Annotated in this window: 28 protein-coding genes; 18 read left to right on the top strand and 10 right to left on the bottom strand. The window is 59.5% G+C overall.

Translation table 11 applies throughout. From position 1 onward, the window contains the following. The first annotated feature begins 125 nt into the window (after nt 1-125). On the top strand, nt 126-716 hold the full coding sequence (locus tag CJ178_RS19730) for a TetR/AcrR family transcriptional regulator (protein WP_095887446.1): 591 nt from the start codon (nt 126-128) through the stop codon (nt 714-716). A gap of 188 nt (nt 717-904) precedes the next feature. On the opposite strand, the gene CJ178_RS19725 is transcribed toward CJ178_RS19730, so the two are convergent. After that, nucleotides 905-1,342, bottom strand: coding sequence for a hypothetical protein (locus CJ178_RS19725; RefSeq protein ID WP_257013266.1), 438 nt, complete (start codon nt 1,340-1,342; stop codon nt 905-907). A 72-nt stretch (nt 1,343-1,414) separates the two neighbouring features. Continuing rightward, a complete protein-coding gene (locus CJ178_RS19720) occupies nt 1,415-1,873 on the bottom strand; it encodes a MarR family winged helix-turn-helix transcriptional regulator (protein WP_095887444.1) in 459 nt (152 codons plus the stop codon). 64 nt (nt 1,874-1,937) lie between these two features. On the opposite strand from CJ178_RS19720, the gene CJ178_RS19715 reads away from it, so the two are divergent. Genes CJ178_RS19715 through CJ178_RS19705 form a run of 3 tightly spaced genes read left to right on the top strand, consistent with a single transcriptional unit; the run spans nt 1,938 to nt 4,366 of the window. After that, entirely contained in the window at nt 1,938-2,807 is an 870-nt protein-coding gene (locus CJ178_RS19715; RefSeq protein WP_095887443.1) for a haloalkane dehalogenase, read from the top strand. Nucleotides 2,808-2,858: 51 nt separating this feature from the next. Next, the gene (locus tag CJ178_RS19710; RefSeq protein WP_095887442.1) at nt 2,859-3,893 is read left to right on the top strand and encodes a Ppx/GppA phosphatase family protein; all 1,035 of its coding nucleotides are present in this window, start codon (nt 2,859-2,861) and stop codon (nt 3,891-3,893) included. Nucleotides 3,894-3,931: 38 nt separating this feature from the next. Further along, entirely contained in the window at nt 3,932-4,366 is a 435-nt protein-coding gene (locus tag CJ178_RS19705; protein ID WP_095887441.1) for a hypothetical protein, read from the top strand. A 30-nt stretch (nt 4,367-4,396) separates the two neighbouring features. Here CJ178_RS19705 and CJ178_RS19700 read toward each other — a convergent pair whose 3' ends face one another. The 3 genes from CJ178_RS19700 to CJ178_RS19690 are packed head-to-tail and all read right to left on the bottom strand — an operon-like array spanning nt 4,397 to nt 5,945. Next, complete coding sequence (locus CJ178_RS19700) at nt 4,397-5,119, bottom strand: metallophosphoesterase family protein (protein WP_204368958.1); 723 nt, start codon at nt 5,117-5,119, stop codon at nt 4,397-4,399. After that, the gene (locus tag CJ178_RS33325) at nt 5,116-5,379 is read right to left on the bottom strand and encodes a BON domain-containing protein (RefSeq protein ID WP_045065752.1); all 264 of its coding nucleotides are present in this window, start codon (nt 5,377-5,379) and stop codon (nt 5,116-5,118) included. The genes CJ178_RS19700 and CJ178_RS33325 overlap by 4 nt, the downstream gene beginning before the upstream one ends. A 23-nt stretch (nt 5,380-5,402) precedes the next feature. Beyond that, nucleotides 5,403-5,945, bottom strand: coding sequence for a nucleotidyltransferase (locus CJ178_RS19690; RefSeq protein ID WP_233365555.1), 543 nt, complete (start codon nt 5,943-5,945; stop codon nt 5,403-5,405). A gap of 331 nt (nt 5,946-6,276) precedes the next feature. On the opposite strand from CJ178_RS19690, the gene CJ178_RS19685 reads away from it, so the two are divergent. After that, on the top strand, nt 6,277-6,516 hold the full coding sequence (locus tag CJ178_RS19685; RefSeq protein ID WP_095888060.1) for a hypothetical protein: 240 nt from the start codon (nt 6,277-6,279) through the stop codon (nt 6,514-6,516). 9 nt (nt 6,517-6,525) lie between these two features. On the opposite strand, the gene CJ178_RS19680 is transcribed toward CJ178_RS19685, so the two are convergent. The 3 genes from CJ178_RS19680 to CJ178_RS19670 form a co-directional block, all read right to left on the bottom strand. After that, nucleotides 6,526-7,080: a type 1 glutamine amidotransferase domain-containing protein gene (locus tag CJ178_RS19680; RefSeq protein WP_045065749.1), complete on the bottom strand. Its 555-nt coding sequence runs from the start codon at nt 7,078-7,080 to the stop codon at nt 6,526-6,528. Nucleotides 7,081-7,111: 31 nt separating this feature from the next. After that, nucleotides 7,112-7,306, bottom strand: a complete 195-nt coding sequence (locus CJ178_RS19675; RefSeq protein WP_092804825.1) for a hypothetical protein — start codon at nt 7,304-7,306, stop codon at nt 7,112-7,114. Between the two features lie 115 nt (nt 7,307-7,421). Next, a complete protein-coding gene (locus CJ178_RS19670; RefSeq protein WP_045065747.1) occupies nt 7,422-8,303 on the bottom strand; it encodes an aldo/keto reductase in 882 nt (293 codons plus the stop codon). Between the two features lie 222 nt (nt 8,304-8,525). On the opposite strand from CJ178_RS19670, the gene CJ178_RS19665 reads away from it, so the two are divergent. Then, entirely contained in the window at nt 8,526-8,933 is a 408-nt protein-coding gene (locus CJ178_RS19665) for a cupin domain-containing protein (protein ID WP_045065744.1), read from the top strand. 103 nt (nt 8,934-9,036) lie between these two features. Here the strand turns inward: CJ178_RS19665 and CJ178_RS19660 are convergent, their stop codons facing one another. After that, a complete protein-coding gene (locus tag CJ178_RS19660) occupies nt 9,037-10,095 on the bottom strand; it encodes an Ldh family oxidoreductase (protein WP_045065741.1) in 1,059 nt (352 codons plus the stop codon). Between the two features lie 51 nt (nt 10,096-10,146). Continuing rightward, the gene (locus tag CJ178_RS19655; protein ID WP_045065739.1) at nt 10,147-11,043 is read right to left on the bottom strand and encodes an amidohydrolase family protein; all 897 of its coding nucleotides are present in this window, start codon (nt 11,041-11,043) and stop codon (nt 10,147-10,149) included. A gap of 562 nt (nt 11,044-11,605) precedes the next feature. Between CJ178_RS19655 and CJ178_RS19650 the strand changes: the two genes are divergently transcribed. The 12 genes from CJ178_RS19650 (at nt 11,606) to CJ178_RS19590 (ending at nt 24,935) form a co-directional block, all read left to right on the top strand. Continuing rightward, the gene (locus tag CJ178_RS19650) at nt 11,606-13,177 is read left to right on the top strand and encodes an ABC transporter substrate-binding protein (protein ID WP_045066795.1); all 1,572 of its coding nucleotides are present in this window, start codon (nt 11,606-11,608) and stop codon (nt 13,175-13,177) included. A gap of 386 nt (nt 13,178-13,563) precedes the next feature. Beyond that, the gene (locus CJ178_RS19645) at nt 13,564-14,157 is read left to right on the top strand and encodes a carboxymuconolactone decarboxylase family protein (RefSeq protein ID WP_045065737.1); all 594 of its coding nucleotides are present in this window, start codon (nt 13,564-13,566) and stop codon (nt 14,155-14,157) included. A gap of 316 nt (nt 14,158-14,473) precedes the next feature. Further along, complete coding sequence (locus CJ178_RS19635) at nt 14,474-15,424, top strand: ABC transporter permease (RefSeq protein ID WP_045065732.1); 951 nt, start codon at nt 14,474-14,476, stop codon at nt 15,422-15,424. Beyond that, the gene (locus tag CJ178_RS19630; RefSeq protein WP_052683426.1) at nt 15,421-16,335 is read left to right on the top strand and encodes an ABC transporter permease; all 915 of its coding nucleotides are present in this window, start codon (nt 15,421-15,423) and stop codon (nt 16,333-16,335) included. The genes CJ178_RS19635 and CJ178_RS19630 overlap by 4 nt, the downstream gene beginning before the upstream one ends. Before the next feature lie 45 nt (nt 16,336-16,380). Beyond that, the gene (locus tag CJ178_RS19625) at nt 16,381-17,394 is read left to right on the top strand and encodes an ABC transporter ATP-binding protein (RefSeq protein WP_045065730.1); all 1,014 of its coding nucleotides are present in this window, start codon (nt 16,381-16,383) and stop codon (nt 17,392-17,394) included. After that, nucleotides 17,384-18,394, top strand: coding sequence for an ABC transporter ATP-binding protein (locus tag CJ178_RS19620; protein WP_095888059.1), 1,011 nt, complete (start codon nt 17,384-17,386; stop codon nt 18,392-18,394). The genes CJ178_RS19625 and CJ178_RS19620 overlap by 11 nt, the downstream gene beginning before the upstream one ends. 554 nt (nt 18,395-18,948) lie before the next feature. Further along, on the top strand, nt 18,949-19,866 hold the full coding sequence (locus CJ178_RS19615) for a LysR family transcriptional regulator (protein ID WP_045065726.1): 918 nt from the start codon (nt 18,949-18,951) through the stop codon (nt 19,864-19,866). Nucleotides 19,867-20,021: 155 nt separating this feature from the next. Further along, entirely contained in the window at nt 20,022-20,930 is a 909-nt protein-coding gene (locus CJ178_RS19610) for a VOC family protein (RefSeq protein ID WP_045065724.1), read from the top strand. After that, entirely contained in the window at nt 20,927-22,411 is a 1,485-nt protein-coding gene (locus CJ178_RS19605) for an NAD-dependent succinate-semialdehyde dehydrogenase (RefSeq protein WP_204368957.1), read from the top strand. Before CJ178_RS19610 ends, CJ178_RS19605 begins: the two co-directional genes overlap by 4 nt. Then, nucleotides 22,411-23,217 (top strand): fumarylacetoacetate hydrolase family protein, encoded by an 807-nt coding sequence (locus CJ178_RS19600; RefSeq protein WP_095887439.1) that lies wholly within the window; start codon nt 22,411-22,413, stop codon nt 23,215-23,217. Before CJ178_RS19605 ends, CJ178_RS19600 begins: the two co-directional genes overlap by 1 nt. Then, nucleotides 23,217-23,669 (top strand): GlcG/HbpS family heme-binding protein, encoded by a 453-nt coding sequence (locus tag CJ178_RS19595; protein ID WP_045065718.1) that lies wholly within the window; start codon nt 23,217-23,219, stop codon nt 23,667-23,669. The genes CJ178_RS19600 and CJ178_RS19595 overlap by 1 nt, the downstream gene beginning before the upstream one ends. A 111-nt stretch (nt 23,670-23,780) precedes the next feature. Next, a complete protein-coding gene (locus CJ178_RS19590) occupies nt 23,781-24,935 on the top strand; it encodes an FAD-dependent monooxygenase (RefSeq protein ID WP_052683424.1) in 1,155 nt (384 codons plus the stop codon). The last annotated feature ends 60 nt before the right edge of the window (nt 24,936-24,995 follow it).

Genomic DNA, 24,995 nt, shown 5'->3' with positions numbered 1-24,995 from the left:
ACATTCGCGGTACCTTCGGCCACTCTCCGAGCGCAGGTCGATACTGTAGGGGTCATTCGCTCGTTTCGGTGAGCGGTCGAATCAGACAGTCGAATGCGCGAAACAGCATCAGGAGAACAGACGATATGGAACCGCAGGAGCGACGACAGCAAATCCTCGATCGCGCCGGCGAGATATTCGCAGCAAAAGGGATAGCCGCCACCACGATTCGGGAGATCGGCGACGCAGTGGGAGTGCGCTCCGGTGCGCTCTACCATTACTTCCCTTCCAAAGATGCGATCGTCGCAGAGATCGTCAGGGTCTATCTCCAGGAACTTGTAGACAAGGTGCATGCAGTTACTGCCGTGGAGCCCACAGAACGTATCGAGGCGCTTTCCGAGATCGCTCTGCGTTGTTCGCACAAGTACCTGCACGCAACGTCCATCTGGCGTCGTGAGGGTGACTACATCCACGCGACAATTCTCGAGCAAGGCAACATCGGGGAGCTGTTCGGCCAATTCGAGAGGGAGTGGTCGAGCGCTCTTGCCGCCGGAGTTGCTCGGGGCATTTTTCGTGACGACGTTGACATCGATGTCGTCGACCACATGCTTCGATATGCCATCTGGTCATCGAGCGAGTGGTATACGCCGACCGAGGACAAGTCTGTGGATTGGCTCGCCCACGAAGTGGTCAAGGTGATCCTCGGGGGTCTACGCACCCCGAACGTTCAACCGTGAGTGTCTGCGCAGTGCGGTGGATCGTCATTCCATCCAGTGTGGCAAGAGCGCCCGCAAAAGCCACGACTGATTCCGTTGGGCGGAAATATTCTGGCCCACTGTGACATACGGCTACGCTCGCCGTATCGCCAGAGGGTGTGCCGAACTGTCATCTTCCAGTGCGATCAGTCGGCGGACGCAATCGAGTATCACACTTGGCCCAGCACGGCCGCTCCCATTCCGAGGGCGACTGCATCCTCGACGAGGGCTGCTCCCAGTGCCGGAACTCGCTTCGATGCCCACCCCCGGTACGCGTGGCCTGCATACGAGCCTGCCACCGCCGAGGCGGCGCCGATTGCGATGGCAGGGGCGACGGGTTCGCTCTGGGCCCGAGCAATCGCGTAGGCGGCGGCGCCCCCGGCTGCAGCTCGTGCGGTCAAGGACGGAGGCGCGAGCCGAGATGGTGTCGTCGGGAGTTTGTCCATGACGAACTCGCCACCGATTGCAACGACGGATCCACCGATCGACAGTCGTTCGTAGCGTGTGCCCCGGAATCTGAGCACCAGGAACGTGGTGATCCCGACTGCGCTGCGAAACCCGCTGGCCTTGCCGATTGCGGCGTAGAGAACTGCAGATCGAATGTTCATGAAGTTTAGTATGTCCGTTTTTGCTCTTCGGTGGAGCCAACTTCGAACTTCGCACGATGATCGATGAACGGCCTATTCGTCAGCTGCATCGGTCGCGTCGAGTAGTGCGACGAGGGCTCGATGGAGTTCTGCGATTTCGCGGCCGCCCTCACCTCCGAGGGCATGTGTGTTCTCGTGGTCCAGCTGGCGAACGATCTCTTTGGCTTGCAAGGCAGTTCGGTGACCCTCTTCGGTGAGATCGAGACGAACAGCGCGCGCATCGCGGGTATCGCGTTCGCTCGAGACGAAGCCGCTGCGCTCCAGCGCGCGTACCAGTTTGGAGATGTAAATCGGTTGCAGTCCAGTCTGTTCGGCGAGTTCGCGTTGGCTCGGTCTTTCGCCCGCACGGACAAGGCTGTGAAGGGGTGCGAGTACCGAGTATTGAGCGTGCGTGAGGCCGAGATGGGCGAGCGCACGGTCGACTCCCGCGCGCCAGCGCAGGCTCAGGTGCCAGACGAGTGCTCCGGTTGTCCATGATTCGCGGTCTTGCATGAAAATAGAGTACATGGCTACTATTTGAAAATAGAGTACATGGAAACTATTTTGAGGAGACGTCATGCCCATCACGCCTGTGCTCGACTCGAAAATGGCTCATCGGGAATCGGGTGACGGTCCGCCGTTCGTGCTGCTGCACGGTAATCCCACGTCGTCGTACCTGTGGCGGAATATTCTGCCGTCGGTTAGTGCCCTCGGCCGCGCTCTCGCCCCCGACCTCATCGGGATGGGAGAGTCCGGTAAACCCGCGATCGACTATGGCTTCGTAGACACCGCCCGCTACCTCGACGCCTGGTTCGACGCCTTGGAACTCGACGATGTTGTGCTCGTCGGACACGACTGGGGCGGGGCACTGGCATTCGACTGGGCTGCGCGGCATCCCGATCGCGTCCGCGGGGTCGCCTTCCTCGAGACGATCCTCCGTCCGATGACGTGGGCCGAACATTTTCCGGGTGGCGCCAGGGCGCGAGTCGAGGCATTGCGCACTCCCGGAACAGGTGAGGCGAAGGTGCTCGAACAGAACTTCTTTCTCGAGGTTGCTCTCGACAAGACCGTGCTCAGCGGACTCTCGGACGGCGATGCGGCTTCGTATCGTGCTCCGTACCCCACATCCGAGAGTCGCCGGCCACTGCTTGCCTGGCCGCGGGCATTCCCCATCGAAGGCACCCCGGCGGACGTACACACGCGGGTGGCGTCGTACGGAGAGTGGCTCGCGGGAAGTAGCGATGTGCCGAAACTCCTGATGACGTTCAACGGCCCGTCTGAACTCCTCATGATCGGCGACGATGAGATCGAATGGGGTCGATCGAATATCGCCCACCTCGATGTCATGGAATGCGGCCGCGCCGGCCACCTCGCACCCGAGGATCGGCCCGACGCCATTGCGTCCGCAATCGTCGAGTGGACCAGGCGCCACCGCCTGGATTGCTGAGGGGAAACGGATCCGATGTTTGGCTCTCGTGGTCGGGGTACTCGCTAGTGTATGCGGCTCGGTGTTCTCGACGTCGGTTCGAACTCAGCGCAACTGCAGATCGTGGAAGCGACTGCAGGGGCGCCGCCACTGCCGCTGCATGCACTTAAGGCGGCAACAGGTTTGGCTGAGTCGATCGATGCCAGCCAGTGTCTGGACGGCAACGGAATCGAGCGGGTATGCGAGGCGGTGACGCAATCGCTGGAGGCTGCGCGGCACTACGAGGTTGATCAGATCTATCTCTTTGTCACTGCCGCGATCCGCGATGCGGCGAACCGGGAGGAAGTTCTGGATCGTGTGGCCGCGGAGTGTGGATTACGTCCACAATTTCTTACCGGCCTGCAGGAAGCACGTTTGACGTATTTTGCCGTGCACCGCTGGTATGGCTGGTGCGCCGGCAGATTGCTGGACATCGATATCGGCGGCACGACAATGGAAATCACGCTGGGGCGCGATGCCGCTCCGGAGTTGGCGGTCTCACTTCCACTCGGCGCTGGGCGATTGACTCGCACCTTCTTCGATACGGATCCGCCGTCGGTTAAGCAGGTCAAAGAACTGCGTCGGTACGTACGTTCGTCCCTGCGTGAGACAGCGGATCGCCTTCTCTGGGAAGGGAAACCGCAGCGAGTTGTCGGCACGTCGAAGACCTTCAAGCAATTGGCACGACTGGCCGGAGCGCCGGCCCAGCGAAAGGGGCCATTTGTGCGACGCACATTGTCGCGCAAGGATCTTCACGGATGGGTTGCACGGATGGCCACTATGACCACCGATCGTCGTGCCAAACTGCAGGGCGTGGCGCGATCGCGCGCTCACCAGATTCTTGCAGGCGCGATCGTGGCCGATGAGACGCTCTACGCCCTCGATGTCGATTCGATCGATGTGAGCCCATGGGCCCTACGCGAAGGTGTCATCCTTCAGCATCTCTCCGCGGTACCCGATCCTCAGAACGATCTTCCACTCCAAGTGCTGTCTCCAGAGGTGCACGTGGACAAGGCGGTAGTCACGTCATTGCCGATCACCGAATCGTCACACGACCGCACTCGTTGACCAGGCGATCACGAATCGCGAATCGAGGAGAAGAAGACATGAACAAGACCATTGCATCCGTCGCGATCGCCTGCGCTGTTGTCTCTGCCGTCGCGTGCGGTAGTGACGATACCGACCAATCCACTAGTGACGGTAATGATTACGCTACGCAGCAAACCACCAGATCGCCGGCGCAGAGAACAGATGAGAGTGAGCCGACGGCGTCACCGACTGATCTGGGAATGATCGATCAAGCAAAACTTGCCTCGTTTGTTTTCGCTTTTCGAGCCGGCTACTCGGAACTGACGCAAGATCGTGACGACAGCAGCATCGAGCTCATCGTTCTCCAGTCCTGCGACGACATTGCGAACGGAGTGGACGAGCAGCAGGTCACGGATGAAATCCGAACGCTCGCTACACACAACGGCAATGAACCCACTCAGGATCAAGCAAAACGGATCTACGACATGGTCACCCCCGCCTGCCCGGGATGACCTGGTGCGACGCCTCCTCGCGGTTCGAAGTCAGGAATCCGCGCACCCGAGACCGTATACGGCATAGGCTGCTCGGATAACTGGTTGTGCAACATTGCGCACCCTCACCCCGCCAGGGGTTGTGCCACGCTCGGTTCCGGCGTGAGCGTGCCCGTGGAGTGCCAGATCGAGTTGAAACTCGTCGATAGGTTCGCCGAGGAGATACGACCCGAGGAAGGGGTAGATCTCGGGCGGTTCACCGTGCAGGGTGTCGCTGATCGGCGAGTAGTGCAGTAGTGCGACGCGGATATCTGCCTGGAGCGAAGACACCGCTGATCGGAAGCGTTCGGCGACGTCGACAGTATGGCCGGCGAACTCCTTCATTTGTGGTTCTCCGAACACGCTGGCGCATTTACCTGCGAATCCACCACCAAATCCTTTGGTGCCTGCAATCCCCAATGTTTGTCCGGCAATGTCGATGGTGACAGATTCGCCTTCCAGAACAGAAATCCCTTGCGCGGTAAGCGTATTCGTAATGTCTGAGACGGCATTGCTGTGGTAGTCGTGATTTCCGAGCACGGCGATTACCGGGATTCCCAGGTCTGCGAACTCGTCGGCAACAACCTTCGCCTCATCCCGGCCTCCGTGCCGGGTGAGATCGCCGGCTAGCAACAAGACGTCCGCATGGGTGGATACCATGTCGAGTGCAGGCCGCAACTCGCCGTGTGAATCTGCGCCGAGATGCACATCGCCGACCGCGGCGACCCGGATCACTGTAAGTCCTCGTAATCAGATTGTGGTTCAGCAGAACTCACGACATGGATGTCGTTGCAGACGGTAATGTCGGGGGCCAACTCCGTGACTACCGATTCTAGTTCCCGCTTTCGGGTGAGACTGTTCACCTCACCGCTGAGGTAGATCTTCGATCCTCGGATCGTCACCCGCACACCGAGTTCCGATGTTCGTGGATCTTCGGCGAAAGCTCGTCTGATGTGTGCCACCAGGTATTGCGGAAGTTGCTCTTCTGCCTTCATCCTCTCTGCCTCCATTCGCTTGCCTATTTTGTCGAAGCAATCTCGAGATCGTCGAGGAGCCCAAGAAAGGCCCGCGCATACGGCGAGGCTCGTGTCTGGTCGACAACTTCCGGCCAGTCGACTTGCTCTCGTAAATCTCGCGCGATCTGGAGCATGGGAACGAAGTCGCAACGGTGAGCATCGAGGACGTTCAGTTTGTCGATCATCAAGTCCGTCGCGCCGACGACGGGTGCGACAGCGGAACCGACCCGCATAGACGTTGCCCGGTCCAGGAACTCGTCGGTGATGTCGCGCCCTGAGGCAGAGAAAATAAGGTCGACGAGTACGTCGCTGTCGTACACCTTTGCCAGCCAATCCTCGGGCGGGTTAACCGGTTTCATTCCGGTCTCGCGTAGTGCGTGCAATGCCGGAGTCACGTCCTGCTTGCGCAGGAAGATATCGACATCGTGCCCCGATGGTGGTCCGCCGCGTGCATACACGGCACAACCGCCCGCAACAGCAAATCGAATTTCAGCTCTTGCCAGTGTGTTCACCGCTCGCGTCATAGTCTGCAACAGATCGTCCATGCTGGACCTGTCGTGGGTGGAGACGGGGGGAGGCGGATGCCGGGGTGGTCGTGTCGTCATTTTCAGGAGGTACCCGATCTCCTTCCGGCGAACCGTGTGGGCTCGAGATCGCCGACGAAATCGACCGACCGGATCGAATGCGTTCTCGGAGTTCTCACCACGCGGACAGTGGGTCGAAATCGCTCGGTTCCTCGACCGTTGGTGTGAAAGCGATTTGGTCTCAGTGTTACTGGGGGTGAAGCTTCCATAGAGGATACGTCGGACCGAGTCTGGGTACCACGATCAGACATGCCGTCGAGAGCACTGACGGCTTCTGACGAAGGAGATGCTCATGGCTACCTGCGAAACGTGCGGTAACGAGTACGACAAGACGTTTACAGTCACGCGTGGCGAACGCACTGCCACCTTCGACAGCTTCGAATGCGCCGCCCAGGCAATGGCGCCACAGTGCGCGCACTGTGGGTGTCGCATTCTCGGCCACGGCGTCGAAGCGGACGACACTATGTACTGCTGCGCTCACTGCGCTCGTCAAGAAGGTCACGACAAGGCAGCAGATCGCGTCGGTGCCTGAATCGACACGCTAGGCAGAGAGCGCCTCGATCAGCTTCGAGCAAAAGGCCGGGAGGTCGTCGGGTTTCCGGCTTGACACAAGGGTGTTCGGTCCGTTCGTGCACACAACTACGTCGTGGTCGACCCAACTGCCGCCGGCATTCGTGATGTCGGTGCGCAGGCTGGGCCACGACGTGAGCGTCCGACCATTCACTACGTCGGCCTCGACGAGCGTCCACGGTCCGTGGCAGATTACAGCGACAGGTTTTCCGTCATCGAAGAAACTGCGGACGAACGCAACAGCCTCTTTGTTCATGCGGAGGAAGTCCGGGTTTGCGACTCCTCCAGGTAGTACGAGGGCGTCGTAGTCCGATGTCGACGCTGATTCGACTACATCGTCGACGTCGAAAACATCGCCTCGGTCCAGATGATTGAATGCCTGGATTGTTCCCTGCTCGAGTGAAATAAGCGAAGGCTCAGCATGTTCCGAACGAACTGCATCCCAGGGATCTGTCAGTTCAACTTGCTCGACGCCTTCGGGGGCTGCCAGGAAGGCAACCCGCTTTCCTTTCAGCAACTCACTCATTGCTCTCACTTCCTCCGTTCATACTTCGAGCTCAGCGTGATGATGTACCTTCGCTGTCGTCGAAGAAGGACCATTCGTCTCCTCCGTGTCCTACCTCCATGCGCCACCCGAGCTCCGAATTGTCGGCGCACACGTCCACGAACCACGCGTGTGCGTCGTCGGCGCTCTCGATGTCACGGGTATCTATGACATCACCTGCGGGATTTATCACTCTGTATGTGGCCATTATGTACGCCTTCCCGAAACGCGTCCCGTTTAATCATTGTTCAATCTGCCTGATGCGCAATTGAATTGTGCGCCTCTGTTGACCACGGGCGGCCAATAAAGGTGCACCGCAAGCATTAGGCCTCCGGGATCTCCCGGCCGTAGTTCTCGAGTGTGATGCTGTCGGGATCGGGTCCACCGCGTACGCCGGTGTCGAGGGCGTCGATCGCAGCAAGCTGGTCGCTGGTGAGATCGAAGTCGAAGACGTCGAAGTTCTCGGCGATGCGGGTTGGCTTTGTCGACTTCGGGATAGCGGAGCGACCTTGTTGCAGATGCCACCGCAGCATTACCTGGGCTGCCGACTTACCATGCTGCGCAGCGATATCGAGCAAAGTCGGATCGTCAAAGGTGCTCTTCTCGCCGCCGCCGTAGGAGGTGATGCCGCCGATCGGCGACCAGGCCTGCGTCACGATGCCGTGCTCGGCGTGGAGGCGCTGCAGTTCCTTCTGCTGGAAGTACGGGTGAAGTTCGATCTGATTCACGGCTGGTACGACGGTTGTCTCGGCCAAGAGTCGGTCGAGGTGTGCGGGCATGAAATTGCTGACTCCGATGGCCCGGACCTTGCCGTCGGCGAGTAGCTTCTCCAGCGCCCGGTAGGCGTCGAGGGTCAGGTCGAAACGGTTGGACAGCGGCTGGTGCAAGATAAGAAGGTCGAGTTGGTCGACGGCGAGCTTGCCCGTCGCCTTGTCGAACGCGTGCAGGGTGGTCTCGAAACCGTAGTCGCTGATCCAGACCTTGGTTTCGATGAACACCTCGTCGGAGTTGACATCTGAACGCTCGATACCTTCACCGACCTCACGTTCGTTGAAGTACGCGGCGGCAGTATCGATGTGCCGGTAGCCGGTACGCAGGGCCGACTCGACCGCGGAAATCGTGACGTCCGGTGGGGTCTGGAAAACGCCCAGCCCGATGGCCGGCATTTCCACGCCATTGTTGAGAGTGATCGTATTTTCGGTCATGCTTTTCACCGTAGGGATGTTCGGGCGGGTATGACAGGTACTGTCATTATCCCCCAGCAGCGGCATACGGGGATTTCACTGCGGCCGGCGCCCTCGATCTGCCTCGCACCTGGACAGTCAATATTAGGCTGCAGGAATCGTCGCGATGAAATGCGTTGGTGCACGCTTAAATAGGAGCAGTGCGTCACATGATGCAGCACAGGCGAAACGCAAGGAGTTGGTATGACGACGATTGTGAAAGTGGAAGACGTCGAAGTTATGGATCGCGGAGGGTCCGTGAAAACGGTGCCACTGGTGACCAAGTCCTCCAGCGACGGAGAGGCACTGATCACGTCGGGTATGAGTGTTTATCCAGTGGGTGGTGGCGCTCCGAAGCACTCGCACAACTGCGACGAGCAGGTGACGCTTCTGGAAGGCCAGGGAGAGGTTGAGGTCGACGGAGTAGTGACTCCGTTGGTTCCTTACGACACGACGTACATTCCGAGTCCGAAGGTGCATGCGTTTCGCAATACGGGGGACAAGCCCATGCGAATCCTCTGGGTTTACACCGCATCTCGCGTAACACGAACTTTCTTCGATACGGGTATCGAAGTCGAGCATCTGTCGGCCGAAGATCAAATGGGGACATAACTTCGGTGCCCGATATTCTACAGTTTGCGCTAGTGAACAAGTGAAACAGAAAGTCCGGCAGTTGATGACAACTGCCGGACTTCCTGATTCGCTGTTGGACGCGTCAGCGCGCCGCAACCGTGGGAGAGGTAATGCTGTACGTTTCCGCGGCTGTCTTCAGCTCATTCCAGAGTGGTTCAGGGACCGGAATGCCGTCTCGGCTACGGTCGGCGAACGTCTCGGCTCCACGCTGTCCGGGCAGAATGACACGCTCGTAACCCTCTGCTACGGGAAGAGATCGGATGGTCTCGATGGTCGCATCGACGTCGGAGCTGAAGGTGTTCACCGCCACGGCCGCGTTGGGATCGATCGCGATGATTGCGGCGTTCTGCCGGTGCTTCTTGCCACCCGGAACGCCGGAATGGAAGTTGGGCAAGATGGGCTCACCGACGAGCGCGCTGGTCAGCAACTCGAACATCAAGGACATGCCGGAACCCTTGGCTCCGCCCACGGGAAGTGGAATCTTGGCCAGAGCAGGGTCGGTAGTGGGAACTCCTTCGGATGTGGTCGCGGCACCGACCGGGAGGTCTTTGCCGGCCTTCTTGAATTGCGCAATCTTGCCGAGTGCGATTACCGCAGTGGCCATGTCGAGCACAACCGTCGGATACTTACCGGTGCCCGGAACGGCAATGGAGAGCGGACTGGTTGCGACAGATGCGCCTGCCGCGCCTTCGTAACCCATGTTGGGCATGCCTGCGACGAGACCCATGCCGATCAGACCGCTTTCAGCAATTCGATTGGTGTAGTAGCCAAGTGCGCCGGTGTGGACCGTTCGACGCACGTTCACCCAGCCGACGCCGAATTGTGCAGCCTGAGCAATCGCTATGTCGGCAGCACGGGTGAGGGCAACGGGGCCAGCCGCCCGATCGGCGTCAACCACTGCCAGAGCGCCCTTTTCGTTGTGGACGACAATATTCGGCTCGGCGTTCGCCTCTCCGGTCCCGAACAATTCGAGGTATCGCGGAACGCGCGCGATTCCGTGGGAATCCACGCCCCTCAGATTTGCCCAGACCAGTACCTCGGCGATGGTGCCGGCATCGTCAGCTGAAACACCACGGGATTGGAAAAGATCTCGGACATAGTCCCGGAGTGCTGCGGGATCGATCTTTATCGGGCTTGGCATGTCTGGCCTCTCTTCGCGGAGTTGTTCTGTTGTACTGCAGTCGATTTACGGCTACTTGCCCGAAGCCTGCAGCGACCCCTGTGTCGCCGGCTCGGAGATGGGCCAGTCGAGGCATTCTGCGATACCGCGACCCATGATCCACTCGAGTTCCTGCTCGGTGAAATCGAAATGCTCGGTGAACTGCTCGACCGTGTCCGTCCACGTCAACCCGTGACCGAGCAAACGCGTGATGTCGGTACCGAAGAAACAACGCTCCGGACCCATCGCGTCCACCATCTCCCGAACGTACTTCGCGATATTGAGATTCGGGAACGGCTCGGTCGAATACCCCGGAATCGCCGACACCTTCACAAAGATATTCGGGTGCACATGCAGATCCGCGGTCTCCTTGACCCAGTACCCGATCGCGTCGTCGACACACCGAGCCATGATGCCCATGTGGTCGATGATGATCTTGAGCTCGGGATGCTTGCCCGCGATCTCACCGAGCTCCGCCTTCCACACCGGAGCATGCACCATAGTCTTGATACCCAACTCCTCCGCCAGAGGCCAGTACCAGTCGTTGGTGCCGTCGATCATCCAGTTACGGTCCTGCGGACGGTGGAACGTCAACCGCGTCCCCTTCACATGCGGATTCTGCGCAAAATCCTTCATCATCGCCGCACCCTCGACGGGCTTGTTCTGCGGGATACGAGCCATGATGCCGAACCGATCCGGATGTGCCTCACACGCCTCCAGCGCGTAATCGATGCGGTCACCTTCCCAGGACGGCGGCAAGATCAGTGCACGATCGACACCGGCCTCGTCCATCAACCCGAGAGCTTCCTCGTAGCTGAACGACTCCTCCCGATGACCGTTCAAACGGATACGCTCACGCGCACCCGGAAGCCACGGACGATCCGGAGCTTCGTCTTTCCAGATATGGATTTGCGAATCGACAATGAACATGGATCCTCTATTCTCCCGATGTGCGGGTGTCTGTGAAAACTTGGCCGCAGGTAGGACTGGGCTTCTGTGCAGAGACCGGGTGGTGACGGCGAACCGTTAGGTGTGCCAGGGGTGTTAGCCGGAAACTGTTTCGTGACGCTATCTTCCGCAAGTACATTCAATCCAGTGGCACGGACGCATCATTAGTTGAACGAATTTCGCGTGGTGTCGTCGGGAGCGTTTGCGACTGCCGGGAAAACTATGACGGTCGTCACTTTATGCAAGCATAGGTTTCGCGTATGACTGTGGACCCACACAATGCTGCTCGATTAGTTTGACGGAGATGGGTCAGGTCGAGGCGGCTGCATCCCCCTCGGGTTGTCCCTCAGCGGCTCTCGGCCGCTTTCGCCTACCGAGAAGAGGACGAGCATGACTGCCGGCGCGCTTGCTCACAGCATTCCCCAGGTTTGGCTTGCGCGTGCGCGTCCCGTATCGACGCTGAGTGAGAAGAATGCAATCGCATGAAATTAGCTGCAGCCCAGTAATATTCGCAACCTCCGAGTTAGACCTAGAAAGGACCATGATGTTCCGAAAGACACGACTCGCGATGCTTGGCGCAGTGTGTTCCCTTGCTCTGGCGCTGTCGGCATGCGGAGGTGGCGCCGCTGGTTCCTCGTCCTCGGCAAACTCCGGCCCGTCAGGTGATCCCGTTACGGGCGGTACCGTCCGCGCGGTGATGTTGAGCGAGCCTCGCAACCTCGACCCCGCGATTCTTCAGAATAATCTGCAGGGTCAAGGCATGCTCGGGAACTCGCTGTACGGAACGCTGATGTATGGCAACGAGCAGACCGACGAGACCATGTACTCGATGGCTGAGAACTTTTCGACCGGCGATGGTGGCAAGACCTTCGTGCTCGAGCTTCGTGACAGCCTTACATTTTCCGACGGGACCCCGCTGGGGTCGGATGCAGTGAAATACAACTGGGATCGGCTCAAGGACAAGTCACTCGGTTCCAACTCCACCCCTGACGCTGCGCTGGTCGAGTCGACGGAGGTTGTTGACGGGAAAACTCTGAAAGTTACTTTGACGCAGCCGACTCCGGCCTATGCAAATCAGGTTTCGCGCACAGCGATGAACTGGATTGCATCCCCGGCTGCACTGGCACAAGGGGCGCAGGCCTTCGACGCGAATCCGATCGGAGCAGGTCCGTTCACCCTGAAGAACTGGACCCGTTCGGGGAAGATCGAACTGGTCAAGAACCCGGGATACTGGGACGCACCGAGGCCGTATCTGGACGGAATCACGCTCACCTCGTCGGCAGATGAAGAGCAGCGACTGAATTCGGTGGTGAGCAGTGGAGCCGATCTGGTGCAGGCCGCCGATTGGTCGGTTGTGAAAAAGGCGTCGACTGCCGGGTTCCAGGTTCAGTCGATGCCGATGGCCGGCGGGACATTCCTCGCGCTGAATACGACACGAGCTCCGTTCGACGATGTTCGGATGCGTCAAGCGGTCAGTGCGGCAATCGACCTGGAGGGGCTGGAGCTCGCAGTGGGGAAGGGTTCAGGCATTATTGCCGACACGTTGTTCCCGGAGGAAAACCAGTTCTACACGGACACACCCTTGCATACCTACGACAAGGCCAAGGCACAGGACCTTTTTGATCAGTTCGCCGCTGAAGGCCACCCCCTGACCTTCACGTTCACGGCGTTCCCTGGACAGGAATTGGTTGCCCAGGCGGTTCAGGCCCAGCTCAGTCAGTACGACAACGTCGACGTTTCGGTCAATCGCGTGGACTGGGCAGAGTCGGGCCGTATATACGGGGAGAAGGGCTACGACATGATGGTGGCAGCATCGAACTTCATTGATCCCGAGCCGTCGTTGTTCCGGTCGTTCTACAGCACTTCGCCTCGAAACTCGTCGGGTATCAAGGATGATCAGCTCGACACGGCGCTTGTCGCAGGACGCACGGGCGCGTCTGCCGAGGATCGCAAAGCGGCCTATGAAGCAGTGTCGGAGCGCCTTGCCGAGATCGCGCCGGCCATCTTCTACTTGCGCACATCGCAGACTGCGATCGCATCCGAGGATGTCGGGGGGATCCAGATGTACGGTGAAGGTTCCCTGCTGACGGCTGGGCTGTGGCTCGCTGATCAGTAGCCACAAGCAGTAGTTCGAGACACGGTTTCTTGTTCTTCAGGCCTTGCCGGGCGTGAACATCCCCGAGCTGCGGGGCGCATTGTCGCTGAGGGACGATGCGCCCCGCTTTTTGTGGAACTGATCAAGGCCTCGGACGAATTGCCAAGATGGTCCGAATATTGATGTGAAACAACTATTTACGGTGTCAACAGCCGCACCCTGTACGCGTGTGAGCGCAGGATTGCTGCAATAGATGGCGACCGATTTCGAACGCTTTAGTTGAGTGGAATAGGGCTGGTTCGACGGCGCAGCTGATGTCACAGTGTATTTGCGTCCACTGACGTAATCCACATCACATGAACGTATCGGCGTCATATTGATGATCACTATTACCCAGGAGGTTTCTCATGCGTCTCATGCCACTAACCGATCTCAACGAACGTCAAGCCGAGATCAGTGCACGGATCGCCGGTCGCCGCGGTGCTGTCCGAGGGCCGTTCCTCATCTGGCTGCGCAGCCCCGAGCTGTGTGAGAAGGTCGAGGCCTTGGGTGCGTACTGCCGGTTCGAGTCGAGTCTGCCCTTGCGCTTGCGGGAGCTGAGCTTGCTGATCGCCGCACGATTCTTTGATGCGCAGTACTCGTGGAATGCTCACGTGGACAAGGCGGTTGAGTCCGGCGTCTCGCGTGAGAGTATCGAACGACTGGCCCGTCGCGAGGAGCCTGCTTTCGAGTCCGAGGACGAGCAGATTCTGTATCGATTCTCTCAGGAGATTCTCGGCAACCATTTCGTCTCGGACGAAGTATTCGCGGAAGCGCTGAATGCCTTCGGCGACAACGGACTTGTCGATATCATCGGCAGTCTCGGAAACTTCTCCATGTTGGCGATGCTTCTCAATACCTTCGAGGTCGATCTGCAACCTGACCGCACCTCGCCCTACCCGGACATCGAAGGCTATCGCCGCGTCGAGGTTCCGGCGGCCGCAAACGCGGGCTCGGCCTAATCTTCGAGACCTCCTCGGGAAGGTAAGCGGCGAGACACCTTCAGCGAATGCGTGGTGCTCTCGCCCACCTCCGATGCGACGGTCGAAAGGTCAATGATGATTCGAAATAGAGGATCGATGGCGTACTTATGACTGGCTCCTCGCCGTGCAATACCGCAATTTCGGGCAATCGCATGCGTGGCGTCGTGCTGATCGACATCGAGCGAGACCGGTTCTCGGCTGACGGACGAGCTATGGCTCACGAAATGACATCGCGAACATCCCGAGAGTTCGACACTCGGGTAGGTCGTCGCAGGTTGGTAAGGAGAGAAGTCCAATGAAGCTCTTGGCGAGAAGGATTGGCCGAAGTCTGCTCGTGATGCTCCTCGTCACTATGGCTGTGGTTGCGGTAATGGGCATCACGCCAGGTTCTGTAGCGCAGGTGATCCTGGGCGAGAACGCCACGCCAGACGCCATCGCCTCACTGAACAGCAAGCTCGGTCTCGATGTGCCCCTGTGGCAGCAGTACGTGAACTGGTTAGGTGATGCGCTCCACGGGGATCTTGGCACATCACCTCTCACCGGTCAGTCGGTCAGCTCGGCAATTCTCGACCGGCTGCCGGTCACCCTGGAGCTGGCGGCACTGGGATTGGGCATTGCGCTCGTCGTATCAGTTCTATTTGCAGTGCTCTGCGCGTCGTTTCCCGGAAGTGGACTTGATCGCGGTCTGAACGCGCTGTCGTCCGTATTCCTCTCTGTACCAGCATTTATTGCGGGCCCGGTGTTGATCTTCTTCTTCGCGATTCAGCTTGGCCTGTTTCCCGTCATGGGGTGGACACCGATCAGCGAGGGTCTCGGGCCCAACCTGAGATCCGCGTTCTTGCCGGCGATGGCTATTGCTCTGACAGAAATTGCCGCGTTCCATCGGTTGCTGCGCTCCGACTTGATCAGCACTCTGTCGGAGGATTTCATCGCTGCGGCGCGGGCCAGAGGCATGAGCGCCAAATATGTGATGTTCCGTCACGCGCTACGGCCGTCGTCGTTCTCGCTGATTACCGTTCTCGGTATCAATCTCGGAAGGCTGATCGGAGGCACAGTCGTTGTGGAAACACTGTTTTCGCTTCCAGGTCTTGGTCAACTCGCAGCGTCGTCGATGGTCTCGCGTGACGTGATCATGGTGCAGGGCGTGGTGGCATTCATCGCCGTTGTCTACGTGCTTGTCAATACCTTGGTCGATCTCAGCTATGGAGTAATCGATCCACGGGTGCGAAGAGGAGTCAAAGTATGATCGTCACGAATCCGGTGCACGATGTTCCGGTCAAGAGGCCAGTCGAAGCTCTAGTGGAAGATAGTCGGCATCTCCCTCACGTACCGGAAGCGAAGAAGTCGCGATCGATACTGGTCGGGTTGTCGTTCTTCTGGATTGGGCTGATCCTGCTGCTGGCAGTGTTCGCGGGAATCCTACCGATCGCGCCGTACGAGCAGCCGATAGGTCTTCCTCGACAAGGCATGGACTTCGCGTCGCTGGATACCTTCCTGGGTACAGACGCATTGGGCCGGTCCATGTTGTCGCGAGTGATTCACGGCGCACAGGTATCTCTGCTTGTCGCCACCATTGCGGGACTGCTGAGTTTTGTCATCGGCGGTTTGATCGGTCTCCTGGCCGGCTACTTCGGCAAGTGGAGCGACGCTATTGTCACACTGCTGGCCGACGTGATGCTGGCATTCCCAGGCCTCATTCTCCTGCTGGCTCTGACGACGATCATGACGCCCAGTGTCACGATTCTGATTATCGGCCTTGGAATTACGGGTATTCCGACGTTCCTACGGCTCGCGCGAGCGAACACGCTGACGTGGTCCGCGAGGGAGTTCGTCCGGGCTGCACTGAACATGGGCGCAGGCAACGGCCGCATCCTGTTCAAGGAGATTCTTCCCAATGTCCTGCCACCCCTGGCGGCGTACCTGCCGATCGTGATGGCGACCATGATCGTGGCGGAAGGCTCGCTCAGCTTCTTGGGCTTGGGTATTCCGCCGCCGACGCCGTCATGGGGCGGAATGATCAACGACGGCAAGGATTCCATCGCCGACAATCCACATTTGGTTTTCATCCCCGCCACGGTGATCTTCTTCACCGTCTTCGCACTGAATCAGATCGGCGACTACCTGCGGCATCGCTTTGACCGATCCATGCAGAGCTGATCGAAGCGTCCTGTCCCGCATTTCATCTGAGAGGTTGAACCGTTTATGAGTACTGATCCACTTCTCGCAGTGAGGAACCTGCGTGCATACATCGGTACGTCACGGGGAGTCGTTCGAGCAGTCGACGATGTGACGTTGGACGTCGACCCCGCTCAGTCGCTGGGGGTTGTCGGTGAGTCCGGCTCCGGAAAATCGGTGATGGCCAGGGCAATAATGGGCCTCATGCCTGGACGGTCGGCGCGCTCGGGTGAGGTGTACTTCCAGGGCCGTGATCTGCTGTCGCTGCCGCAGGGCGAGCAGCGTGACGTCTGGGGCAAGCACATCTCGATGGTCTTCCAGGACCCTGGTCGATCCTTGAATCCGGTTGTCCGGGTCGAACGGCAGCTGACCGAAGGGATGCGCAAGCACCTCGGTGTGAGTCGATCGGACGCGAAGGGGCGGGCCTTGGAGTTGCTTCAAGAGGTAGGAGTCCCGGACCCGGAGCGACGTCTGCGGAACTACCCGCACGAGATGTCCGGTGGAATGCGTCAGAGAGTGATGATCGCGATTGCACTGGCGGCGGAACCAGACCTGCTGATCGCGGACGAGCCGACCACGGCGCTCGATGTCACGGTGCAACGTCAGATCCTGGACCTACTGCGTAGTGTCCAACGCGAACGTGGCATGTCGATGATCCTGATCAGTCACGATCTTGCCGTGGTGGCGGGTCGTACCGACCGGGTCGCGGTGATGTATGCGGGACGACTCGCCGAGATCGGCTCGACTCGAAAGGTATTCGAGGCGCCAAGGCACAGATATACACACGCATTACTCGCTGCCACACCCACGATCGGACATGAGCGGCACACTCCGTTTCAACTCATATCGGGCTCGCTCCCGGACCCCACAGCTGATGTCACCGGGTGTCGTTTCGCCCCTCGTTGCGCGTATGCCACCGATGCGTGCAGGACATCAGCACCGACCATGACTCCGGTGGCGCTGGAACACGAAGTGTCGTGCTTTCACCCGGTTACCACTGTGGTGCCGGAACTTTCAGGAGGTGAGTTCGTTGGCAGGTAGCGGCGTCGCGCATCTGCGCGGGGATGACGCGCTGTTGAGTGTCACTGATTTGGTGGTCGAATACCACACAAATTCCGGCACGGTCCAGGCGGTGTCGACGGTCAGTTTCGATGTGTTACCAGGTGAGACGCTGGGCATTGTGGGGGAGTCGGGATGTGGTAAGTCGACGACGGGTCGCGCGGTGCTGCGATTGGATCACATCACTTCCGGACAAATTCGCTTCGCTGAACACCAGATCGAGCAGGCCGGCAAGAAGCAGTTGCGTGAGTTGCGCCGTGACATGCAGATGATTTTCCAGGACCCAGTAGCCTCGTTGAATCCGCGCCGACCAGTCAAAGAGGTTGTAGTCGAGGGCCTCTCAATCGCTGGTTCGAGTGTGCAGGAGAAACAGACGGCCGCGGAAGGGCTGCTGACTCAGGTGGGATTGGGGAGCGAGCGATTCGCCGACATGTTGCCTCGGCAGCTGTCCGGTGGACAGGCCCAGCGCGTGGCAATCGCGCGGGCATTGGCTTTGCATCCGCGCCTTCTCATCTGCGACGAACCGGTCTCGGCGCTCGACGTATCCGTTCAAGCGCAGATCCTCAACTTGCTGGAGGAGTTGAAGAGCAAGTACGACCTGACCGTGGTCTTCATCGCCCATGATCTCGGAGTGGTGCGTTCATTCAGCGACAAAGTGATGGTGATGTACCTGGGCAAGGTATGCGAGTTCGGCGATTCCATTGAGCTCTACGATAATCCGGCCCATCCATATACTCGCGCTCTTCTCGATTCGGTTCCCCTGACCGATCCTGATCGGGCGTTTGCCGGTCCTGCCCTCGAGGGCGACGTTCCATCGCCGCTCGCGCCACCGCCAGGTTGCAGGTTTCAGACTCGCTGTCCGCAAGTGCAGTCGCGCTGTACGAGTGAGGAACCTCAGATGCGTGAGGTTCGGGCGGGCCAGTTCGCAGCGTGCCACTATCCGCTTCACGAAACGGATGCTCTCCCGCTGGTCGCAAATTGACGGTGCGTGGTCACTACCGGGGCAGTGGATGTCCTCCTTGTCTATGTATCTCGTGTGAATTTCCTGTGAGTGACGGTCGAACCGGCGGATCGTCGCCTCACTGGTCTGTGTAATGGCGGTCCCCTGATCGAACTCCGATTCTTCATTTCTCGGTCTCGGTCAGGGCCTCGGTCCACCCGGTCAGGCTCACGAACACTGGTCGGAAGGGGCCTCCACGTGCTGGATTTCGCGCTTGCTGCGCACCGGTGAATTGGTGCAGTTGAAGTCCTGAATACTCTCCATAGCAACATTATTCGAACCAAAAGCCCGGTTCGACATGATCGCGCTGACGTCGAAGTCGAAGGGTCGTCCGGTCGGGGCGGTCGGCGGCTCGCATCTTGTCAGGTCAAGTCCGAGCCGAGATTTGCACTGGCGCAACGAGGTGCAGCGTCGGCGGTGGGCGCCGTCGTCCGAAATCTGTGCGTCGGGCGTTTATGCAGTGGGATCTCAGTGAGACTGGATTGTGCCTCGAGAAGATCTCCTTACTATGGTCTACGACACGTGGAGGAGAGAATATGGACCGCATCACAGTTATGCGCAGCTTTGTCGGCGTTGGTGAGCAGGGTGGATTCAGCCGTGCGGCCCGCCAGCTGGGGATTTCGGGTTCGCTTGTGTCACGGCATGTTTCCGAGTTGGAGAAGGAACTGGGCGTTCGCGTGGTGAACCGCACGGCGCGGGCTGTCAGTCTGACATCCGCTGGTCGACGCTACTACGACTTTGCACAACGGATGCTGCGGGAACTTGACGCGGAGGAAGCCGCGATCAGGGGATTACGTGATCTCGCGGAAGGCCCTCTCGCCGTCATCTGCCCCAAGTGGATCGGCAATCTGGATCTGGGCGAAGCTATCGCCGATTTTGCGGTGGATCACCCCAAGATACAAGTGCGTTTCGAAGTTGGTGGGATGTCGAACAGGGCCTTCGATTTCCTGGACCAAGGATACGACGTCGCTTTTCACACGCGGGATCTCCGTGACTCGACGATGCTCATTCGGAAGGTGGCGGACATCCGTTTCGTCCTCTGCGGTTCACCTGGATACCTGGCAAAACACAGTCCACTGTTGAGTAATCAAGATCTGAACGATCACGACTGTCTACTCCATCCGAACGACCCTGTCTGGCATCTACTGGACGCAGAGGGGCGTGAGTCTCACGTGCGTCCGCAGACCCCGGTCTATTCTTCGAACAGCTACCTCACATTGCGGAAGGCCGCGGTCCGCGGGCGTGGTTTGGCCCTGCTACCGGTCAGAACGGTTGCGGAAGACTTGGAAAATGCTGTCCTGCAGCAAGTTTTGCCAAGCTACAGCGCACCCACCCGGGCGTTGTATGCCGTTCACTCGCCTGGTGTTCACACGTTGCGCAAGGTGCGCGTCTTCCTTGACTACATCTCAGCCTGGTTCGCCAAGAACCCGATGCCGCAATTTGCGTCGGTATGAGTCGTTCTGCGAACGATTAGTATGCGCGAACTGCACGCCCAAGGCATTGAAGTTGCGGTTCGAGCGCAATAGCGTTCACCGTAATCCGTGTAAGCACAATGGCTTTGCGGTAGAAATCCGTGCCGGGACCGGCGTGGAGTGAGGAGCGCGAATCTGTGGCAATCCTTCGTATCGAGCGTGCACGCTACGGGGTCGAAGACCTCGAAACATGCGTACGATTCTTCGAAGACTTCGGTCTGACCTTGCAGGTTGCGGATCGAAATGGTGCTGAACTGGCTACGCGTGTCGGTCAAATAGTGGAATTGCGACGCCGCGACGACCCCACACTTCCTCCGGCCGTGGAGTCCGGGTCGACGCTGCGTGAGCTCGTGTGGGGCGTCGATACAGCGAAGAGTCTGGACGGGTTGATCGAGGACCTGCGGCGCGATCGCGTCGTTGACGTGGACGCAGACGGCGTGGCACATACACACGATGAGACCGGATTCGGCCTGGGCTTGGCGGTGGCCGCCATCGTCGACCCTCCCGTCACCACTGACGAGACGAATCGTTATGGTGCAGTGAAGCGTTGGAATGTGCCGACGTCAGCGCCAGATCAGGTGTTCCCGCTACGTATGTGTCACGTCGCGTGGAACATACCGAAGGACGGCCACCGTGAGGCTGTTGCCTTCTACGTAGAGCGACTGGCGTTCCGAATCACCGATGACGTGTTGCCGATGGGTACCTTCATGCAGTGCGAAGGTGACGACGACCAGCACAACTTGCTGCTATGCCACCGACCTGACCGGGCCGGTATCAACCACATTTCCTACGAGGTTCGTAGTTTCGACGAAGTGATCCTCGGCGGGAACCAGATGATCGAACGCGGTTGGCGCGAGGCCCGACGTCTAGGGCGCCATACCGTCGGGTCCAACGTATTTCGGTTTCTCCATGCGCCCTGCGGTGGCCGTGCCGAGTATGCCGCAGATATGGACCGAGTCGACGAGTCGTACACAACCCGCGTTCACGAGGTCACCCCACCGCATCACCGCTGGACAATGCTGACGAACAAGGATGGCGAGTCATGAGTCAAAGCCTTTCCCCGACTGCTCGAGAATCCGAGACGGTCGCGGGTGTTTACCCCCGAATTGCAATGTACATCGACGGACGCTGGACCGACGGGAGTGGTTCGCGCCGTGAACCGATCGTCAATCCAGCCACCGAAGAGGTTCTGGGATACGTGCCACTCGCCGAGAAGTCGGACCTCGATGCAGCCTTGGCTGCAGCCGAACGCGGCTTTGTGGTGTGGCGAGATATGCCACTGGACAAACGGGCACATATCTTGCACCGTGCGGCGACGCTTCTGCGTGAGCGGTCGGGAGAGATCGCCCGCATCATGACCATCGAGCAAGGCAAAGCCCTCGCAGAGTCCCGAGGTGAACTTGCCGGTGTTGCAACCACTCTGGACTGGAATTGTGAGGAAGGACTGCGAGCTCACGGCCGGATCATCCCTCGCGGGCCCGGAGAGACGCTCAGTGTTGTTCGTGAGCCGGTCGGCCCGGTTGCGGCGTTCACACCCTGGAACTTCCCGGCCGGTAGCCCGATGCGCAAGATCGCGGCATCGCTGTCGGCCGGCTGCTCGATCGTGATCAAGGCGTCGGAGGAGACACCGGCCACCGCCTGCGAGTTGGTGCGCTGCTTCGAAGACGCCGGCTTGCCTGGGTCCGTCCTGAACCTCGTGTTCGGTGTCCCGGCAGAAGTTTCCGAGCACCTGATTCCGTCGCCGATCGTACGTCTCGTCGCCTTCACAGGTTCTGTCCCGGTTGGCAAGTCGCTTGCCGCGATGGCCGGCGCAGCGATGAAGCCGTCGATGATGGAACTGGGCGGTCACGCTCCGGTCATCGTCTGCGCGGATGTAGACGCGGTAGCTGCAGCTAAGTCCAGTGCGCGTGCGAAGTTCGCCAACGCCGGTCAGGTGTGTACTTCTCCGAGCCGGTTTTTCGTGCACGAGAGCCTGTACGAGACGTTCGTGGGAGCTTTTGTCGCTGCCGCAGAACAGATCACGGTCGGCGATGGCTTGACCGCAGGTGTCCAGATGGGCCCGCTCGTCAACGAACGCAGACTTGCGTCAGTTCAGAATCTGGTCGAGGACGCTCGTCGTCGTGGAGCGAATGTCCTCACCGGTGGTCATCGTCTGTCCGGACCGGGATTCTTCTACACGCCAACTGTTCTGACGGACGTTCCGATGGATGCTGCCGTGATGATCGAGGAGCCGTTCGGTCCTATTGCACCGATCCTTCCGTACTCGGATCTAGATGACGCTCTGCACCTGGCGAATTCGCTTCCCTTCGGTTTGGCCGCTTACGCGTTCACGCATCGGGCCGACACCGCCGACGTTCTGACTCGCGGGCTGCAGGCAGGAATTCTGTCCATCAACCACGCCAGTGGTTCGGTTCCGCAGGCCCCGTCGGGTGGATTCAAAGAGAGTGGTTTCGGTCGAGAGGGCGGATCGGAAGGACTCGACGGCTATCTCGTCACCAAGCGTATCTCGCACCGGATGGCGATCTGATGCGCTGGTGCCGCATCGAGCACGAGGGGGCGAAACGCCACGGAATCGTCTCGGATGATGTCATCGAAATCGTCGAGGGTTCGCCGTTCGGGGTATATCGACTCTCCGGGCAGGTAGTGCCGGTAGAGGGTGTAGTTCTTGCTCCGCCGGTGATCCCTGCGTCGTTTCTGTGTGTCGGAATGAACTACACCAGCCACATCAAACATGCACAGCTGCATGGCATGTCCAGCGTCGAGATTCCGACTCGTCCAGAGGTGGGATATCGCGCGTCCAGCGCACTGATCGGGCACGGTCAGCCGATCGTGAAGCCGGCAGACTGTGAGGGGCGCTTTGAAACCGAGGGCGAGCTCGTTGCCGTGATCGGTCGTGGATTGCGGCGATGCACGCGTGACGAAGCAATCGAGAGTGTTTTCGGGTGGACGATCGGAAACGACGTGAGTGCCAGAAATTGGCAGCACTCGGACCGGTCGTTCTGGCGGGCCAAGAACAGCGACACATTCAAACCGATGGGGCCATGGATTACGACGGACGTCGATCCGATGCACTCGCGCACCGAGGTGCGGGTCAATGGCGAGGTGCGTGCTGAATTCAGCACGGGTGCAATGATCTTCGATCCATACGACTATCTGGTCGAGCTATCCAAGTACGTTACCGTCTCGCCGGGGGACGTGCTGTGGATGGGAACGGATGCCATGGTTGCGATGGCACCGGGCGACACGGTCGACATTTCGATCTCCGGAATCGGCACATTGAGCAATCCAATCGAGAGCGAAGTACCGCCGACGGCGGTTCGGAAGGAGCAGTAATGAGGCTCGAATTCGCAGAGGCGCGAGTCATGGTCGATCAGGCGCGTGAGCACGCGGCTGGTGTGGGTAAGGCCTTGAGTATCGCGGTCGTCGACTACGGCGGGTTTGCCGTGTTGGTCGAACGAATGGACGGCGCACGCCCGATGACTCCGAGTATTGCTCTCTCGAAGGCGTATTCGGCTGCCGTCATGCAGCGACCGACGTTCATGCTGAAGGGCTGGCGTGAATCCGACCCCGTCTTCTTCTCTCAGGTCGGCCGGATGGGGCATCATCCGATTGTCGCAACAAAGGGCGGGTACGCCCTCAAGCGTGACGGTGAGATCGTCGGTGGAATCGGTATCTCCGGTGGGACCGCTGACGAGGACGAAGAGATTTGCAGGGCAGTAGTGTCCGCTGCGGGATTCTCGCTGGAGTTCGCTGCCTGGGGCGGCGCACCCGCCGGCGGTCACTGACGTGTATTCGACTGTGCGCGAAAGCTAATCATTCGCAATCAGGTAGGGCGGAAGGGGTGTCGAGCGCTCTAGGCTGAAGTGAGTACACAGGGCAAAGAAAGGTGGTCGAACGTGAGTCAAGAGAATCGTCCGAACGACGGTCGCGGGCACATCCTGGTTGTAGGCGCCGGCATCGGTGGTCTGTCAACGGCTATAGCGCTGCGCGGGGTCGGGTATGACGTCCACGTGGTCGAGTTGAAGCCGGATATGCATTCATCTGTCTTCGGTGTCGGTATCATCCAGCCCGCAAATGCATTGCGCGCGTTGGATGCCATCGGTCTGCTCGACGCATGTCTCGCAGCCGGTCAGAGCAGTCCGGTGTGGGGCACCATGTGCGACGCGCAGGGCAACGCGGTTGCGGAGATGGCGGGTGCTCGGATCGAAAACTACCCGGCCATGAACGGCATCACCCGACCGAAGTTGCACCAGATTCTGACCGAGCGCGCACTCGCGGACGGCATCCGCATCGAATACAGCAAGTCGATCGAAAAGTTGCTTCCTGGAGATGATTACGTCGAAGCTGTCTTCACCGACGGTCTGCAGGACAACTACGAACTGGTTGTCGGTGCAGACGGAGTCCGCTCCGAAGTTCGCCCTTACGTCCTCCCCGAGGGGGTCAAGCCCCGGTACAACGGTCAGTCGGCGTGGCGCGTCAACTTGCCCCGTATCCCTGAGATCGACCGCATCATTCTGCAGCGTGGTCCTTCGGGTGTCTCGGGCTTTGTTCCGATCGCGCCGGATCTCGCGTACTTCTGGCTCAACTACGCGTGCCCGCAGGGATATCGACCTCCTGCCGATCAACTCCACACCGTTTTGCGAGATCTTCTCGAGGGTTACGGCGGATTGACTGCCTGGGTTCGCGACAACCATCTCAACAATCCGGACGGTATCGTGCTGCGCCCAGAGGAATACCTCATAGCGCCGGCACCGTGGCACAAGGGCCGCATTGTCCTGATCGGCGACGCCGTACACACGGTGACGCCGCACCTGGGTCAGGGTGCAGCGCAGGCGATCGAGGACGGCGTGGTTCTGGCCGAGGAGCTGAAGGCTAACGGCGCAGACGTCGAGAAGGCATTCGAAGCCTACGTTGGGCGCCGCTTCGACCGCTGCAAGTTGGTCGTCGAGTCGTGTGTCCAGATCGGCGAGTGGCAGCAGCATCCCACCCCGGACGCCGATCAGCCCGGGCTGACGCAGCGCGTCATGGATGCGATGGTCGCGCCGCTGTGACCGTAGATAAAGCGTAACAAGCACTTTCGGAATCATTCACTTCCCATCAGGAAAGAAGGT

It is taken from the genome of Rhodococcus sp. ACPA4, from assembly GCF_002300185.1.
Taxonomy (GTDB): Bacteria; Actinomycetota; Actinomycetes; order Mycobacteriales; family Mycobacteriaceae; genus Rhodococcus_F; species Rhodococcus_F globerula.
The sequence above is the reverse complement of the archived record's forward strand: the minus strand, read 5'-3'. Positions and strand labels throughout refer to the sequence as shown.

Bases quoted from the DNA above. Each gene is read 5' to 3' on its own strand.
- CJ178_RS19680 (WP_045065749.1), bottom strand. From the start codon at position 7,080: ATGAGTGAGTTGCTGAAAGGAAAGCGGGTTGCCTTCCTGGCAGCCCCC.
- CJ178_RS19650 (WP_045066795.1), top strand. From the start codon at position 11,606: ATGTTCCGAAAGACACGACTCGCGATGCTTGGCGCAGTGTGTTCCCTT.
- CJ178_RS19595 (WP_045065718.1), top strand. From the start codon at position 23,217: ATGAGGCTCGAATTCGCAGAGGCGCGAGTCATGGTCGATCAGGCGCGT.
- CJ178_RS19635 (WP_045065732.1), top strand. From the start codon at position 14,474: ATGAAGCTCTTGGCGAGAAGGATTGGCCGAAGTCTGCTCGTGATGCTC.
- CJ178_RS19710 (WP_095887442.1), top strand. From the start codon at position 2,859: ATGCGGCTCGGTGTTCTCGACGTCGGTTCGAACTCAGCGCAACTGCAG.
- CJ178_RS19670 (WP_045065747.1), bottom strand. From the start codon at position 8,303: ATGACCGAAAATACGATCACTCTCAACAATGGCGTGGAAATGCCGGCC.
- CJ178_RS19665 (WP_045065744.1), top strand. From the start codon at position 8,526: ATGACGACGATTGTGAAAGTGGAAGACGTCGAAGTTATGGATCGCGGA.
- CJ178_RS19725 (WP_257013266.1), bottom strand. From the start codon at position 1,342: ATGAACATTCGATCTGCAGTTCTCTACGCCGCAATCGGCAAGGCCAGC.
- CJ178_RS19655 (WP_045065739.1), bottom strand. From the start codon at position 11,043: ATGTTCATTGTCGATTCGCAAATCCATATCTGGAAAGACGAAGCTCCG.
- CJ178_RS19685 (WP_095888060.1), top strand. From the start codon at position 6,277: ATGGCTACCTGCGAAACGTGCGGTAACGAGTACGACAAGACGTTTACA.
- CJ178_RS19730 (WP_095887446.1), top strand. From the start codon at position 126: ATGGAACCGCAGGAGCGACGACAGCAAATCCTCGATCGCGCCGGCGAG.
- CJ178_RS19690 (WP_233365555.1), bottom strand. From the start codon at position 5,945: ATGGACGATCTGTTGCAGACTATGACGCGAGCGGTGAACACACTGGCA.
- CJ178_RS19675 (WP_092804825.1), bottom strand. From the start codon at position 7,306: ATGGCCACATACAGAGTGATAAATCCCGCAGGTGATGTCATAGATACC.
- CJ178_RS19660 (WP_045065741.1), bottom strand. From the start codon at position 10,095: ATGCCAAGCCCGATAAAGATCGATCCCGCAGCACTCCGGGACTATGTC.
- CJ178_RS19600 (WP_095887439.1), top strand. From the start codon at position 22,411: ATGCGCTGGTGCCGCATCGAGCACGAGGGGGCGAAACGCCACGGAATC.
- CJ178_RS19630 (WP_052683426.1), top strand. From the start codon at position 15,421: ATGATCGTCACGAATCCGGTGCACGATGTTCCGGTCAAGAGGCCAGTC.
- CJ178_RS19615 (WP_045065726.1), top strand. From the start codon at position 18,949: ATGGACCGCATCACAGTTATGCGCAGCTTTGTCGGCGTTGGTGAGCAG.
- CJ178_RS33325 (WP_045065752.1), bottom strand. From the start codon at position 5,379: ATGAAGGCAGAAGAGCAACTTCCGCAATACCTGGTGGCACACATCAGA.
- CJ178_RS19645 (WP_045065737.1), top strand. From the start codon at position 13,564: ATGCGTCTCATGCCACTAACCGATCTCAACGAACGTCAAGCCGAGATC.
- CJ178_RS19715 (WP_095887443.1), top strand. From the start codon at position 1,938: ATGCCCATCACGCCTGTGCTCGACTCGAAAATGGCTCATCGGGAATCG.
- CJ178_RS19720 (WP_095887444.1), bottom strand. From the start codon at position 1,873: ATGCAAGACCGCGAATCATGGACAACCGGAGCACTCGTCTGGCACCTG.
- CJ178_RS19605 (WP_204368957.1), top strand. From the start codon at position 20,927: ATGAGTCAAAGCCTTTCCCCGACTGCTCGAGAATCCGAGACGGTCGCG.
- CJ178_RS19705 (WP_095887441.1), top strand. From the start codon at position 3,932: ATGAACAAGACCATTGCATCCGTCGCGATCGCCTGCGCTGTTGTCTCT.
- CJ178_RS19625 (WP_045065730.1), top strand. From the start codon at position 16,381: ATGAGTACTGATCCACTTCTCGCAGTGAGGAACCTGCGTGCATACATC.